Below are 13,437 nucleotides of genomic sequence, written 5' to 3' on the forward strand. Positions count from 1 at the left end.
AAGAGACAGGGTGGGGGGGGGTGGCGGCGGCGGGTACGCGGACCCCGGCGGCGGATACGGATCGGGCGGCTGCCCGCCGTAGGACGGCGGTGGTCCGTACGGCGGGGGAGGACCCGGCGGCGTTGTCACGCGGCAACCGTATCGCGGTCACCGCCTTCTAGCTGCGGATCGAACCCCAGCGCTCGTTCTTGGCCATCGCGACGCAGACCACCGACCGCGCCCCCTCCGACCATGCCTGCGCACTCGGATAACCGATCGCGAGCCGAAAGGTCGGCCCCTCGGGGATATTCGGCGCGTAGTCGAAGAACTTCCCACTGCACTGATCGCCGATCCTTCTCAAGGCGTCCTCGCCGGGATACTCCGGCGCATCGGGCGCGCGCAGGACCGCGAACACCTCCCCGTAGTGGGGACCGTCGCAGTCCACTCGCTTTACTTCCTGCGGCAGAACGTCGGACTCACGCGTGCGCACACAATCTCCGAGCCGTAGGAGATCGGCGCGCACCGTCGTCGTCATGCGTGGTTCGACGATATAGAACCAACCGATCGCCGCCAGGGCCCCGACGCCGATCACGACAACCGCGACGATCACCCAGTGCCTAGGACGCACCCGTCAACCGTAATGCCGCATCCACAGCCAGCGCAGGCACATTGAGTGTCTTGGAGGCCAGATCGTGGCGGGCGCCGGTGATCTCGACGACCTCGGCGGGCGCGCCGATCAGGGCGGCGGCGGACCGGAGTTCGTCGATCGATCCGAACGGGTCGGCGGTGCCGTGCGTGAACACCGTCGGTACGTCGATGCGCGGAAGATGTTCGGTGCGTGCGCGTTCCGGCTTTCCGGGCGGATGAAGTGGATACGAGAACAGTGTCAGAACGTCGATGCCGGCCGCCCCGTCGGCCACCGCCATTGATGTCATCCGCCCACCGTAGGAGTGCCCGCCCGCGATGACGGGGCCGTCGGCGAGCATGCGGGCGACGTCGATGGCTTCGATCACTCCCTCCTGGTCGACCTTGGCGGATCCAGACGGCGGGCCCTTGGGCCGGCGGCGCCGGTAGGGCAGGTTGTAGCGCACCGCAAGCCAACCGCGACCCGCCCACTCGTCACAGAGCCTCTTGAGTAGCGGCGCGTCCCTGCTGCCGCCGGCGCCGTGGGTGAGGACGACGACACCGGCGGGGTCGGCGTCGGGTTCGTGGGCAACACCCGCGATCGGTTCGAGGTTCACTCGGTGAGCCTGAACAGCGCCGACACCGGGCCGTGACCGCGTCCCAACGGGTAAGCGGCACGCAGACATTCGGTGACCCAGCGTTTACCGAACGCGACCGCGTCGGGTACCGAATAGCCGTGCGCCAGCGCGCTGGCGATGGCCGCGGCCAACGTGTCACCGGCGCCGTGGTCGTGGCCGGTGTCGATACGCGAGGCGTCGAATTCGTGGAACTCGGTGCCGTCGAACAGCAGATCGGGACTCTGCGCCGACGCCCGCAGGTGGCCTCCCTTGACCAGTGCCCACTGCGGCCCGAGGGCGTGCAGCGCGCGGGCCGCCTCCCGCTGGGATGAGGGGTCGATGACCTCGATATCGGTGAGCAGGCGCACCTCGTCGAGGTTCGGTGTCACCAATGTCGCCAACGGGAACAGTTGTGCCCGCAGTGAATCCAGCGCACTGGGATGCAAAAGGGGATCACCGTGCATGGAGGCGCACACAGGGTCGACGACCAAGGGCACCGAACCGGCCATGCCCTGCGCGCGCCAGGTTTCGGCGACGGTGTCGATGATCTGCGACGACGCCAGCATCCCCGTCTTGGCCGCCTGCACGCCGATGTCGGAGGCCACCGCTTCGATCTGCCCCGCGATGACGTCGAGGGGAATCTCGTGAAAACCCTTGACCCCGACCGAGTTCTGAACCGTGACGGCGGTGACCGCAACCAGGCCGTGAACCCCGAGCAGAGCGAACGTGCGCATGTCGGCCTGGATTCCCGCGCCTCCGCCAGAATCGGATCCGGCGATCGTCATCACCCGCACCGGGGTGGTACGAGGAGGCGGCAGTGGTAGGTAGCTCATGCCAGCGGCAGGTACACGCGGTTGCCGTGTTCGGCGAATTCGCGTGACTTCTCGGCCATCCCCATCTCCATCGCGGCTTCGATCGCCTCCTCGCTGTCGAGCCCGTGCTTGGCAGCATAGTCGCGGACGTCCTGCGTGATGCGCATGGAACAGAACTTCGGCCCGCACATCGAGCAGAAGTGTGCGGTCTTGGCCGGTTCGGCGGGCAGCGTCTCGTCGTGGAACGCGCGCGCGGTGTCGGGATCCAGCGACAGTGCGAACTGGTCGTGCCAGCGGAACTCGAAGCGTGCGCGGGACAGCGCGTCATCGCGTTCCTGAGCGTGGGGGTGGCCCTTGGCGAGATCAGCGGCGTGCGCGGCGATCTTGTAGGCGATGACGCCATCCTTGACATCTTTGCGGTCGGGTAGGCCGAGGTGTTCCTTCGGCGTCACGTAACAGAGCATCGCGGTGCCGGCCTGCGCGATGATCGCCGCGCCGATGGCGCTGGTGATGTGGTCATAGGCCGGTGCGATGTCGGTCGCCAGCGGACCCAGCGTGTAGAACGGCGCCTCCTCGCACCACTCCTCCTCGAGCCGGACATTCTCGACGATCTTGTGCAGCGGTACGTGGCCCGGCCCCTCGATCATCACCTGTACACCATGCGATTTCGCGATCTTCGTGAGCTCACCGAGCGTACGCAGCTCGGCGAACTGGGCGGCGTCGTTGGCGTCGGCGATCGAACCGGGCCGCAGGCCGTCGCCGAGTGAGAACGTCACGTCGTAGCGCTGCAGGATCTCGCACAGCTCATCGAAGTGGGTGTACAGGAACGATTCCCGGTGGTGCGCCAGGCACCACGCGGCCATGATGGAACCGCCGCGACTGACGATTCCGGTAACACGCTTGGCCGTCAGCGGAACGTAACGCAGCAGTACGCCGGCATGCACGGTCATGTAGTCCACACCCTGCTCGCACTGTTCGATCACGGTGTCGCGGTACAGTTCCCACGTCAGAGCGGCCGGGTCGCCGTTGACCTTCTCCAGGGCCTGGTAGATCGGAACCGTGCCGACCGGCACCGGCGAGTTGCGCAGGATCCACTCCCGAGTCGTGTGAATGTCGCGGCCGGTGGACAGGTCCATGATCGTGTCGGCGCCCCACCGGGTGGCCCACACCATCTTGTCGACCTCCTCGGCGATGGAGCTGGTGACGGCCGAATTGCCGATGTTGGCATTGACTTTCACCGCGAACGCCTTGCCGATGATCATCGGCTCGGTCTCGGGGTGATTGTGGTTCGCGGGTATGACGGCCCTGCCCGCCGCGACCTCGTCGCGGACCAGCTCGCCAGGAACTCGCTCACGTGCGGCGATGAACGCCATCTCGGCGGTGATCTCGCCGGCACGGGCCCGCTGCAGCTGCGTCCCGCGGTCGCGGACGACGCCCGGCCGCGCAGGCAAGCCCGCCTGCAGATCGAGGGTCGCCGTCGGGTCGGTATACGGACCCGACGTGTCGTAGAGGTCGAGGTGCTCACCGTTGGTCAGGTGCACCCGGCGCGACGGCACCTTGGCGCCGGGCACCTCGTCGAGCTCTCGATACACCTTCGTGCTGCCCTGGATCGGGCCGGTGGTCACGGACGGATTGACAGGACTGTTCGCGACATGCGTCATTCGAGCTATCTCCCTACGCCGGCATTACCCGGTCAGGTTCGTACGGTCGACGGGCCCACCCGTCCTCTCAGCGCGCTGGTGCGCGCTCCCGTGTGTGGACGCCTGCCACGCTAGCGCAGACGCGGAGGAATCGGGAAGGGGCGACGAGAGAATCGTCGGAACTGGACCGTCGCGGTCACCCCAGTTCGATCAACACCGGGGCGTGATCGCTGGGCGCTCCGATGCGGTCCTTGCCGCTCTTGCGTTCATCGCGGACGATCTCGGCGTGCGTGACGCGGTCGGCGAGCGCGGGTGAGCCGAGGATGAAATCGATGCGCATACCGCGGTTCTTCGGGAACCGCAGCTGTGTGTAGTCCCAATAGGTGTAGACCCCCGGTCCGGGAGTGAACGGCCGCACCACATCGGCGAAACCCGCTTCCACCACCGCGTTGAACGCCTCACGTTCTGGCGCGGTGACGTGGGTGCTGCCCTGGTAGAACTCGACGCTCCAGACGTCCTCGTCGGTCGGCGCGATGTTCCAGTCCCCGACGAGCGCGATCTGCGCGGCTGGGTCATCGGACAACCACTTCTGTGCCGTATTGCGGAGCGCAGCAAGCCATTCCAGCTTGTACGCGTAGTGCGGTGAGCCGACGAACCGGCCGTTCGGCACGTACAGGCTCCACACCCGGACTCCGTTGCAGGTGGCGCCGAGGGCGCGGGCTTCGGCGGCCGCCTCCACGTCGGGCTTGTCGCTCCAGGTCGGCTGATCGTCGAAGCCCACCTGCACGTCCTCGATCCCGACGCGGGACGCGATCGCCACGCCGTTCCACTGGTTGAAGCCGCAGTGGGTCACCTCATAGCCGGCGGCCAGGAAAGGCATGACCGGGAATTGCTCGTCGTTGCACTTGGTCTCCTGCATCGCCAGCACGTCGACCTCGGCTCGCTCGAGCCAGTCGGTGACCCGTTCGACCCGAGCCCGAATCGAGTTGACGTTCCAGGTCGCGATCCGCATGGCTTACAGGCTACGAGCGTCGACATAGCGGCTGCGGTGCTGCGTCTGGAAACCCATCGACCTGTAGAGGCCGAGGGCCACCGCGTTGTCGACCAGCACCTGCGCGTAGCCGCCGGTCGCACCCCGCTGGGTCCCCCACCCCAACAGCGTCGAACACAGTGCGCGCGCCAGACCCTCACCGCGGGTCCGCTCGTCGACCCGCACCGCCGACAGCCCGACCCAGCGCCGGCCGCACGGGGCCGTGGTCACCGCGGCCCTGCCGACGGCCGCACCGGGGATCGTCGCGAATGCGACCTCACCGTCGATGACGGCGGTCAGCACGTCGACAGGCACGGAGCGGCGGTACAGGTGCAGCCATCCGGCGTCGGGCGCCTCGGTCACCGTCACGCGTTCGTCGACCACCTGGTCGCTCAAATCGCTTGTCATGAACTCGGTCTCGAGGTGCGGCGGCTTTTCGATCGGATGGAGCAGCCGATCGGGTATGGAAAGCCACGGCGTCAGTCCCCGCTCGCCGTACCAGCTGACGATCGCCGGAACGGCCCTGGCGTCGGCGTCAAAGCCCAGTGGGACAGCGGAATTGCCGCGGTGTGTGTGGCCTCCCGCGGCGCGCAGCAGCCAACCGCCCAGCCATTCCTGTTCGACACCCGGCCACGCCAGTGCCGCCGCGTGTTCGACGTTGCGGATGTCGGCGGTACGTACGGGTGCCGCGGGCAGCTCCTTGATGGCGACGACATCGTCGACGTCGACCCGTACGACGACCCCCCGTTTCGTCCGAATCTCCAGTGCGGCACCGCTGTCGACGACGTGGCCGACCACGTCGGTCAGCGGCGGTGTCGAACCGGCCGGCCGCCGGTAGCGCACCGTCACGCGCGTGCCGATCGCGGGCAGCCCGGGCACGTTCAGTGACCGAACGGATCGGGGTCCTTACCGGGCATCCACGACAACCCCGGCACCCCCCAGCCGTGCGACTTCAGCGCACGCTTGGCGCTGCGCGCATGCCTGCCGACCAGGCGGTCCAGGTAAAGGAAGCCGTCGAGGTGACCCGTTTCGTGCTGCAGCATCCGGGCGAACAGGTCGGTGCCCTCGAGGATGATCGGATTGCCTTCGGCGTCCAGCCCAGTGACCCTCGCCCAGTCGGCCCGCCCCGTCGGGAACGACTCGCCGGGCACCGAAAGGCAACCCTCGTCGTCGTCGTCCGGATCGGGCATGGTCTCGGGAACCTCGGAGGTCTCCAACACCGGGTTGACGACCACACCGCGGCGGCGGGTGATGCGGCCGCGCACCTCGGCGCAGTCGTAGACGAACACCCGCTTGGACACGCCGATCTGGTTCGCGGCCAAGCCAACCCCGTTCGCCGCGTCCATCGTGTCGAACAGGTCGGCGATCAACTCCGCGAGATCGGCGGGCAGCGAACCGTCCTCGCCGACCGGCACCGGCTCGGTGGCTGTGTGCAGGACGGGATCTCCCACGATGCGGATCGGAACGACTGCCATGGTCGAAAATCTTAGGTCGGCAATCCTTGCTGCCCGACTCGCGGGCATGTCGAACCGCTCATCAGCCCATCACGTGGTTGAATGAGCGCCGAACCACAGCGATGTCATTCAAGTTGTCGGAAGGGTCCAAGAGCCAGATGGACGGCGCGATCGCGCGGACTGAACAATCCGGAGACAACTCTGAACTCTCCGACGGGCTGACTCGGCGCGAGCACGACATTCTCGCGTTCGAGCGGCAGTGGTGGAAATACGCGGGCTCCAAGGAAGACGCCATCAAGGAGTTGTTCTCCATGTCGGCCACCCGCTACTACCAGGTGCTGAACGCGCTCGTCGACCGACCTGAGGCGCTCGCCGCCGATCCGATGCTGGTCAAACGGTTGCGGCGACTGAGGGCCAGCAGGCAGAAGGCGCGGGCGGCACGCCGTCTCGGCTTCGACGTCACCTGAGTTTCCCGGGCCGCGGGGCCCGCTCGATAAGGTGGGCGCAATGAACCAGCGAGATTCGTCGGGGCTGCCCCTGCGCGCCATGGTGATGGTGCTGCTCTTCCTGGGCGTCGTTTTCCTATTGGTGGCGTTCCAGGCAATGGGTTCTGACAGCGACGAGGAGGACGCGCCGCCGCTGGCGACCGCGACCACGACCACCGCGACCACGACGTCGCAGGCACCGGCACCCGCCGATGCCGAGGTCCGGGTCTTCAACATCTCCACCGTTGCGGGCGCGGCCGAGGGGACTGCCGGACGGTTGCGCGAGGCCGGCTGGAACGTCACCGAGACCGGCAACCTCGAACTGGCGGACGTGGCGGCCACCACCGTGTACTTCAGCGACGCGCCCGGCGAGCAGGAGGCCGCAGAAGAGGTGGGACGTCTCCTGGAGGCACCCGTCGAACCGCGATTGCCCGCACTCGCCGAACAACCGCCCGGCGTCATTGTGGTGGTCACCGGTTAGGCTCGTGCACATGTTCAAGACCGTCGCCGCCGCTGCCTTGTTCGCCGTTCCCGCACTCGCCTTGAGCGCCTGCGCGGCGCCCGAGGAGCCCAGCAACGTGCAGGGCACCCCGCCATCCGTCTGGACCGGATCTCCGCCTCCCTCGGCCCCGCCCGGTGAGGGCGGTGGTCACGGCGGTGGGCAGACAGAAGGCCAAGGCCAAGGTCAAGGCGAAGGGCAGGGCGCAGGCGAGACGCTCACCGCCGAATTGAAGCTCGCGGACGGCACACCGGTGGCGACCGCCGACATCCAGTTCAGTGGCGGCTACGCGACGATCAGCGTCGAGACCACCACGCCCGGGAGGCTGACGCCCGGCTTCCATGGCATGCACATCCATCAGGTCGGCAAGTGCGAGGCCAACTCGGTCGCGCCCACCGGTGGCGCGCCGGGCAACTTCAACTCGGCGGGCGGACACTTCCAGGTGCCCGGCCACAGCGGGCATCCCGCGAGCGGTGACCTGACGTCGCTGCAGGTCCGCGAGGACGGTTCGGCCAGGGTCCTGACGACGACCGACGCGTTCACCGCCGAAGAACTCACGTCGGGCGCGGGCACCGCGATCATCATCCACGAGAAGGCGGACAACTTCGCCAACATTCCGCCGGAGCGCTACCAGCAGGTCAACGGTGACCCGCCGCCGGATGCGACCACTCTGGCGACCGGTGACGCCGGATCGCGGGTGGCATGCGGTGTTATCCGTACCGGCTAACAGCCACATCGATTTCGTCGGCTCGCCCCGACCGACGGTCGGGGTCGAGTGGGAGTTCGCGCTTGTCGACGCGACGACGCGGGACCTGAGCAACGAGGCCACCGCGGTCATCGAGGAGCTCGGCGAGAACAACCCGCGAGTGCACAAGGAGCTGCTGCGCAACACCGTAGAGATCGTCACGGGCATCTGCGATTCGGTGCCCGAGGCGATGAACGATCTGCGTTCGACGCTGGTGACCGCCCGCGAGATCGTCCGGGGTCGCGGGATGGAGTTGTTCTGCGCGGGCACGCACCCGTTCGCGAAGTGGTCGCCGGGCAGCCTGACCGACGCCCCCCGCTATGCCGAGCTGATCAAGCGCACCCAGTGGTGGGGCAGGCAGATGCTGATCTGGGGTGTGCACGTGCACGTCGGGGTCCGCTCCGCGCACAAGGTGATGCCGATCAACACCTCGCTGCTCAACCACTACCCGCATCTGTTGGCCCTGTCGGCGTCGTCCCCGTTCTGGGACGGTGAGGACACCGGCTATGCGTCCAACCGGGCGATGATGTTTCAGCAGCTGCCGACTGCCGGGCTGCCGTTCCACTTTCAGTCGTGGGCGGAGTGGGAGCGTTTCGTCTACGACCAGAAGAAGACCGGCATCATCGACCACATGAACGAAATCCGTTGGGATGTCCGGCCTTCGCCGCATATCGGGACGGTGGAGATCCGGATATTCGACGGTGTCTCCAATCTGCGCGAGTTGGGTGCGCTGGTGGCGTTGACACATTGTCTGGTCGTCGACCTCGACCGGCGGCTCGACGCCGGTGAGTCGCTGCCCACCATGCCGCCGTGGCACGTGCAGGAGAACAAGTGGCGCGCTGCGCGTTACGGCCTCGACGCCATCATCATCCAGGATGCCAACAGCAACGAACGGTTGGTGACCGAGGACCTCGACGAGCTGCTCAACCGTCTCGAACCGGTGGCCGCGTCGCTGCACTGTGCCGACGAACTACGGCACGTCGCCGACATCTACGGGGGCGGCGGGTCGTATCAACGTCAACGCCGCGTCGCCGAGGAGCACGACGGCGACCTGCGCGCCGTCGTCGACGCCCTGGTCGCCGAACTGGAGCTGTAGACGTGGCGGCCATCCCGATGTTCCCGCTGCAGGTGGCGATGCTGCCCGGCGAGGAGCTTCCGTTGCGGATCTTCGAACCTCGTTACAGCGCACTGGTTTCGGATTGTCTGGCCACCGAGGACCCGGCGTTCGGCGTCGTGTTGATCACGGCGGGCAGGGAAGTGGGCGGTGGGGACGTCCGCAGCGACGTCGGCGCGCTGGCACACATCGGCGAGGTCGCCGATTTCGGTGACGGCCGCTACCGCCTCAAATGCGCGGTTGGCGAACGTATTCGGGTCATCGAGTGGCAGCCCGACGATCCGTATCCACGCGCAGCGGTAGAACCGTGGCCCGATCAGCCGGGTGAGCCCGTCGAGGCGGACGCGATCCGCGACGTGGAGGACCGCATGGTCGCGCTGTTCGAACGCATCGCCGCCGCACGCGGGGCCGAGGTCAACGGCCGCGAATTCGTGGCGGGTGCGGACGCGTCCGGCGATGCCGGTAAGTGGTTGTACACGTTGACCTCTCGCCTGCCGATGGGGCAGGCCGACCGCTACGCGGTGCTGGCTGCGCCGACCGTCGCCGAGCGGCTGGCTGCGCTGAGCGACGCCGTCGAGACCGTGACCGCAATGGTCGAGTTCCAGCTGTCGGGGGAGTAGCGGGATCCGGGTCCGAAAGATCGGCTCACGTCCGGCGACAGCGGTTGTCAGCAGGTCCGTTGTCCCTCGACGAATACCGTCCGCGGAGTTGTGTCGTCGGGTTCGCCCGCGGCGCACCGGCCGTAGCGTTCCATCAGGTCCGCGGCAGCGATCGAGGCGACGTCCCAACCGTGGTCGGTGAGCCAGTCGGTCACCTCGGTGCGTTCCTCGGTGTACCAGAGGTCCTGTACGTCGAACGCGTCGTCGCTACCGTCGTTGCCGGCCTGCCTGCGGTACTCGGCCAGTTTCTCGCGGCGACTGGCCAGGTACTCCGGATCGAAGAAGTCCGCCCCGAACGACTCGACGGCGATGCGGCTGCCTTGCGCGCTGAGCTTGTGGATCCGTTCGAACAACACGTCTTGTCCGCGTGCGGGCAGATAGGGGAGAAGCCCCTCGGCGGCCCACGCGGTCGGCTCGCTCGCGTCGAACCCCGCGTCCCGCAGAGCCCGCGGCCAATCCTCGCGCAAGTCGATCGGCACCGGGATGTACTCGGCGGCCGGCTGAACTTCGTGTCGACGCAACGTGTCGACCTTGAACGTCAGCACCCGGGGCTGGTCGATCTCGTAGACGACGGTGCCACCGATCCACGGCAAGCGCCAGGCCCGCGCGTCGAGCCCGGCCGCCAGAATCACCACCTGGTCGATGCCGTTGGCGCCCGCGGCGATGAAGAACTCGTCGAACCATTTGGTGCGCGACGCCGCGTAGCCGCCGATCGAGCGGATGCGTTCGGCCATGTGGGCAGAGGGCGGTTGCCAACCCTGTTCCACTGCCGCGTCGACGAACATCTGGGCGTACGGATCGGTGAACAGCGGGCAGTCGGTGTTCTGCTCCAGCGCACGAGACCAGGCCACCCCGAGCGCCGTCGCGCCCACACTCTCGGTGATGCCCCAGCTGTCGTCGTCAGTCCTGGCCATCGGCGCCGCTTTCCGTGTGGTCGGCGAACTCGTCAATCTCGTCCGCGGTCAACAGATCGTCTCGGACGTTCTGTTCCCGATACGCGAGCTGACCAACCCGGTTCGCCACCACCGGTGCGGTGATCACCGTGAACAAGCCGGTGAGTACGAGCATGCCGATATCGGCGTTGCCGCGCAGCCGTATCCCGGCGCCGATGATCACCAGCAGGAGCCCGAGTACCTGCGGCTTGGACGCCGCGTGCATGCGCGTTAACGTGTCAGGGAAGCGGACGATGCCGATCGCGGCGGTCAGCGCGAGCGACGAGCCGCCCAGCACCAGCACGCTCGTGAGGATGTCGAGTCCCGTCATCCTCGCCCTCCGATGGTGCGGGACTTGTCGACGTCGGGGACGCGGAATCGGGCGACGCTGACCGTGCCGACGAAGCTGATCAAAGCCAATGCGGCCATGCCGTAGGTGACGGTGCTGTCCAGGCTGTAGGCGCTCCAGATGCCGATTCCGCACATCGCCACGGCGATGAGCGTGTCGACGGCGACCAGGCGGTCCAGTGTGCTCGGCCCGGCAAGGAGACGGAACATCGTGATCGCGGCGGCGGCGGTCATCATCACCGCGGCGATGACCCAGACGGTGATCATGCGCGCTCCGCCTTCGTATTTCGCTGGGGGCTCATGCTTCGTGCTCCTCGTGCTCGTGCGCGGGGCGCCAGTCCTCGGGACGCTCGAATGTCGCGACCAGCAGCCGTTCGATCACAGCCACCTGGTGGTAGAACGCTTGCAGTGCGCGGTCGGAGCCGACATCGATGACATGCATGTAGAGCAGCCGGCGGGTCTGGTCGATCTCGAGCACGATCGATCCGGGAATCAGGTTGAAGATGACGACCGCCAGCGACAGCACGAGGTCCGACTTCACCGAAAGCTGCGCGCGCAGCACCGCTGACAGTGGTGGTCGGGGTTTCAACGACAGCACCGCGACCTGGACCGAGGACAGCACCAAACGGTAGGCGACCGTGAGGATGAGGCGGATCAGCGACAGCACGTGCACCTTGCCTTCGACCGGCACGGCGGGCAGGGGCAGCAGCCATGTGATCAACGCCGCAACGGCCGCTCCCGAGAGCACATTCGCCGCGGAGAAGTTGCCCCACAGCAGGATCCAGACGAACACCAGCCAGCAGAAGATCCAGACGCGCAGCGCAACGCTTCTCATCGGTGTCCTCTGCTCTTCGCGCAAGCGCTCATCGGTGTTCTCTGCTCTTCGCGCAAGCGCTCATCGCGGCCCCACCACGGCAGTGATGTACTCGCTCCGGTCGAGCACCTCGTTGGAAGCCCTTTCGCTGTAAGCGAATATCGGTCCGGCGAGCACCGTCAGCGCGAGCCCGGCCGCGATCAGCGCACCCGTGGGCCCGACCATCCCCGCCGGCATGTGGCCGACGTGGTCGCGGTCGACGAACTGGATGTCCTCGGGTTCGTCGAGCAACGCCGACGGCAGCGCCGCGGACAGATGCCCTTCGGGCGCGTCCTCGCGCGAGCGCCAGAACGCCTTCGTCCACACCCGCACGACCACGTACAGCGTCAGCAAGCTCGTCACCACACCGCCGGCCACCAGCGTCCAGGCCAGTACCGAGCCGTCCTGCGCGCCGGCCTCGAGCAGCGCGACCTTGCCGATGAAACCGGAGAACGGTGGTATGCCACCGAGATTGAGCGCGGGGATGACGAACACGAAGGCGAGCAGCGGACTGGCTGCCGCCAAACCGCCCAAGCGGTCCATGGTCGACGCCCCGGCCTGGCGTTCGATCAACCCGACGACCAGGAACAGTGTGGTCTGCACCAGAATATGGTGCGCCACATAGTAAATGGCACCGGACATGCCAAGCTGGTTGGACAACGCGATGCCGAACACCATGTAGCCGATGTGGCTCACCAGCGTGAACGACAGCAGTCGTTTGATGTCGCTCTGCGCGATCGCACCGAGGATGCCGATCAGCATCGTCAACAACGCGGCGACCAACAGCACCGGGTCGAGCCCTCCCTCGGGGAACAACAGCGAGTGCGCCCGAATGATCGAATAGACGCCGACCTTCGTGAGCAGGCCGGCGAACACGGCGGTGACCGGTGCGGGTGCGGTCGGATAGGAGTCGGGCAGCCAGGCCGAGAGCGGGAACACCGCGGCCTTGATGCCGAACGCCACCAGCAGCACGGCGAACATCGCCGAACGGACTCCGCCCGACACCTCCTCGAGTCGCACGGAGAGTTCCGCCAAGTTCAGTGTCCCGGTGGCGCCGTAGACGAGGGCGAGGCCGAACAGGAAGATCAGCGACCCGACCATCGACACCATCACATACGAGATGCCTGCGCGGACACGGTCCTTGCTGGCTCCGACCGTCAGCAGCACGAAGCTCGCGGCCAGCAGCACCTCGAAACCGACGAAAAGGTTGAACAGGTCACCGGCGAGGAACGCCATGCAGACGCCGGCCGACAACACCAGGTAGGTGGGCATGAAGATCGACACCGGTTGGCGTTCGTCACCGTCGCGGACACCCTGTCCGATGGCGTAGAACACCACGGCCAGCAACACGATCGCCGAGACGACGAGCATCAGCGCCGACAACCGGTCCACCACCAGCGTGATGCCCAGCGGACCCATCCCGGGCACCGACTGTCCCCAGCCGCCGACGTGGAGCACGAGCGTGCCGTCCCTGTCGGCGAGGTAGAGCAGCGCGCCACACACCGCGACGACGACAGACAACACGACGAGGGTGAGGAGCCGCTGCAGTCGTGGCCGCCGGCCCGCGATCAGCGTTGCCGCCGCGCCCAGCGTCGGGAGCAGGACGGGCAGGGGTATCAAGGTGGCCGCCAACGTCATGCGCAGTC

17 protein-coding genes and 1 riboswitch are annotated in these 13,437 nt (G+C 67.2%); of the genes, 5 read left to right on the forward strand and 12 right to left on the reverse strand.

What is annotated here, in order from left to right:
* Positions 1 to 157: 157 nt before the first annotated feature.
* The 7 genes from A5790_RS14805 to A5790_RS14835 form a co-directional block, all read right to left on the reverse strand.
* On the reverse strand, positions 158 to 607 hold the full coding sequence (locus tag A5790_RS14805) for a septum formation family protein (RefSeq protein WP_156656405.1): 450 nt from the start codon (positions 605 to 607) through the stop codon (positions 158 to 160).
* Positions 597 to 1,220, reverse strand: coding sequence for an alpha/beta family hydrolase (locus A5790_RS14810; RefSeq protein ID WP_066845532.1), 624 nt, complete (start codon positions 1,218 to 1,220; stop codon positions 597 to 599). The genes A5790_RS14805 and A5790_RS14810 overlap by 11 nt, the downstream gene beginning before the upstream one ends.
* Entirely contained in the window at positions 1,217 to 2,053 is an 837-nt protein-coding gene (thiD, locus tag A5790_RS14815) for a bifunctional hydroxymethylpyrimidine kinase/phosphomethylpyrimidine kinase (RefSeq protein WP_066845535.1), read from the reverse strand. Before thiD ends, A5790_RS14810 begins: the two co-directional genes overlap by 4 nt.
* Positions 2,050 to 3,693 carry a phosphomethylpyrimidine synthase ThiC gene (gene thiC, locus A5790_RS14820; protein ID WP_066845538.1) on the reverse strand — a complete coding sequence of 548 codons (1,644 nt, stop codon included), beginning with the start codon at positions 3,691 to 3,693 and terminating at the stop codon, positions 2,050 to 2,052. The genes thiD and thiC overlap by 4 nt, the downstream gene beginning before the upstream one ends.
* Positions 3,687 to 3,795, reverse strand: a riboswitch (TPP riboswitch). Its footprint overlaps the gene before it by 7 nt.
* Before the next feature lie 73 nt (positions 3,796 to 3,868).
* Positions 3,869 to 4,684 (reverse strand): exodeoxyribonuclease III, encoded by an 816-nt coding sequence (locus A5790_RS14825; protein WP_066845541.1) that lies wholly within the window; start codon positions 4,682 to 4,684, stop codon positions 3,869 to 3,871.
* Positions 4,685 to 4,687: 3 nt separating this feature from the next.
* A complete protein-coding gene (locus tag A5790_RS14830; protein ID WP_066845544.1) occupies positions 4,688 to 5,581 on the reverse strand; it encodes a GNAT family N-acetyltransferase in 894 nt (297 codons plus the stop codon).
* A gap of 2 nt (positions 5,582 to 5,583) precedes the next feature.
* Positions 5,584 to 6,177: a peptide deformylase gene (locus tag A5790_RS14835; protein ID WP_066845546.1), complete on the reverse strand. Its 594-nt coding sequence runs from the start codon at positions 6,175 to 6,177 to the stop codon at positions 5,584 to 5,586.
* A gap of 137 nt (positions 6,178 to 6,314) precedes the next feature.
* Between A5790_RS14835 and A5790_RS14840 the strand changes: the two genes are divergently transcribed.
* The 5 genes from A5790_RS14840 to A5790_RS14860 are packed head-to-tail and all read left to right on the forward strand — an operon-like array spanning position 6,315 to position 9,619.
* A complete protein-coding gene (locus A5790_RS14840; RefSeq protein WP_064351385.1) occupies positions 6,315 to 6,623 on the forward strand; it encodes a DUF3263 domain-containing protein in 309 nt (102 codons plus the stop codon).
* A 40-nt stretch (positions 6,624 to 6,663) separates the two neighbouring features.
* Entirely contained in the window at positions 6,664 to 7,122 is a 459-nt protein-coding gene (locus A5790_RS14845; RefSeq protein ID WP_066845548.1) for a LytR C-terminal domain-containing protein, read from the forward strand.
* A gap of 10 nt (positions 7,123 to 7,132) precedes the next feature.
* Positions 7,133 to 7,867: a superoxide dismutase family protein gene (locus A5790_RS14850; RefSeq protein WP_066845551.1), complete on the forward strand. Its 735-nt coding sequence runs from the start codon at positions 7,133 to 7,135 to the stop codon at positions 7,865 to 7,867.
* A complete protein-coding gene (locus A5790_RS14855; protein WP_066845685.1) occupies positions 7,848 to 8,981 on the forward strand; it encodes a glutamate--cysteine ligase in 1,134 nt (377 codons plus the stop codon). Before A5790_RS14850 ends, A5790_RS14855 begins: the two co-directional genes overlap by 20 nt.
* Positions 8,982 to 8,983: 2 nt before the next feature.
* Positions 8,984 to 9,619 (forward strand): LON peptidase substrate-binding domain-containing protein, encoded by a 636-nt coding sequence (locus tag A5790_RS14860; protein ID WP_156656406.1) that lies wholly within the window; start codon positions 8,984 to 8,986, stop codon positions 9,617 to 9,619.
* A 47-nt stretch (positions 9,620 to 9,666) separates the two neighbouring features.
* Here A5790_RS14860 and A5790_RS14865 read toward each other — a convergent pair whose 3' ends face one another.
* The 5 genes from A5790_RS14865 to A5790_RS14885 are packed head-to-tail and all read right to left on the reverse strand — an operon-like array spanning position 9,667 to position 13,429.
* Positions 9,667 to 10,572, reverse strand: coding sequence for an SAM-dependent methyltransferase (locus A5790_RS14865; RefSeq protein ID WP_066845555.1), 906 nt, complete (start codon positions 10,570 to 10,572; stop codon positions 9,667 to 9,669).
* Complete coding sequence (mnhG, locus tag A5790_RS14870) at positions 10,559 to 10,921, reverse strand: monovalent cation/H(+) antiporter subunit G (protein ID WP_064399765.1); 363 nt, start codon at positions 10,919 to 10,921, stop codon at positions 10,559 to 10,561. Before mnhG ends, A5790_RS14865 begins: the two co-directional genes overlap by 14 nt.
* On the reverse strand, positions 10,918 to 11,205 hold the full coding sequence (locus A5790_RS14875; protein ID WP_064399764.1) for a monovalent cation/H+ antiporter complex subunit F: 288 nt from the start codon (positions 11,203 to 11,205) through the stop codon (positions 10,918 to 10,920). The genes mnhG and A5790_RS14875 overlap by 4 nt, the downstream gene beginning before the upstream one ends.
* A 31-nt stretch (positions 11,206 to 11,236) precedes the next feature.
* A complete protein-coding gene (locus A5790_RS14880) occupies positions 11,237 to 11,773 on the reverse strand; it encodes a Na+/H+ antiporter subunit E (protein ID WP_066845558.1) in 537 nt (178 codons plus the stop codon).
* 60 nt (positions 11,774 to 11,833) lie between these two features.
* Positions 11,834 to 13,429, reverse strand: a complete 1,596-nt coding sequence (locus A5790_RS14885) for a Na+/H+ antiporter subunit D (protein WP_066845560.1) — start codon at positions 13,427 to 13,429, stop codon at positions 11,834 to 11,836.
* Positions 13,430 to 13,437: the final 8 nt, after the last annotated feature.

Source organism: Mycobacterium sp. 852002-51152_SCH6134967 (assembly GCF_001667105.1).
In the GTDB taxonomy this organism is placed as follows: domain Bacteria; phylum Actinomycetota; class Actinomycetes; order Mycobacteriales; family Mycobacteriaceae; genus Mycobacterium; species Mycobacterium neumannii_A.

Coding starts and splice junctions, on each gene's coding strand:
- thiD (WP_066845535.1), bottom strand. CDS start 2,053: ATGAGCTACCTACCACTGCCGCCTCCTCGTACCACCCCGGTGCGGGTG.
- thiC (WP_066845538.1), bottom strand. CDS start 3,693: ATGACGCATGTCGCGAACAGTCCTGTCAATCCGTCCGTGACCACCGGC.
- A5790_RS14825 (WP_066845541.1), bottom strand. CDS start 4,684: ATGCGGATCGCGACCTGGAACGTCAACTCGATTCGGGCTCGGGTCGAA.
- A5790_RS14835 (WP_066845546.1), bottom strand. CDS start 6,177: ATGGCAGTCGTTCCGATCCGCATCGTGGGAGATCCCGTCCTGCACACA.
- A5790_RS14840 (WP_064351385.1), top strand. CDS start 6,315: ATGGACGGCGCGATCGCGCGGACTGAACAATCCGGAGACAACTCTGAA.
- A5790_RS14845 (WP_066845548.1), top strand. CDS start 6,664: ATGAACCAGCGAGATTCGTCGGGGCTGCCCCTGCGCGCCATGGTGATG.
- A5790_RS14850 (WP_066845551.1), top strand. CDS start 7,133: ATGTTCAAGACCGTCGCCGCCGCTGCCTTGTTCGCCGTTCCCGCACTC.
- A5790_RS14865 (WP_066845555.1), bottom strand. CDS start 10,572: ATGGCCAGGACTGACGACGACAGCTGGGGCATCACCGAGAGTGTGGGC.
- mnhG (WP_064399765.1), bottom strand. CDS start 10,921: ATGACGGGACTCGACATCCTCACGAGCGTGCTGGTGCTGGGCGGCTCG.
- A5790_RS14875 (WP_064399764.1), bottom strand. CDS start 11,205: ATGATCACCGTCTGGGTCATCGCCGCGGTGATGATGACCGCCGCCGCC.
- A5790_RS14880 (WP_066845558.1), bottom strand. CDS start 11,773: ATGAGAAGCGTTGCGCTGCGCGTCTGGATCTTCTGCTGGCTGGTGTTC.
- A5790_RS14885 (WP_066845560.1), bottom strand. CDS start 13,429: ATGACGTTGGCGGCCACCTTGATACCCCTGCCCGTCCTGCTCCCGACG.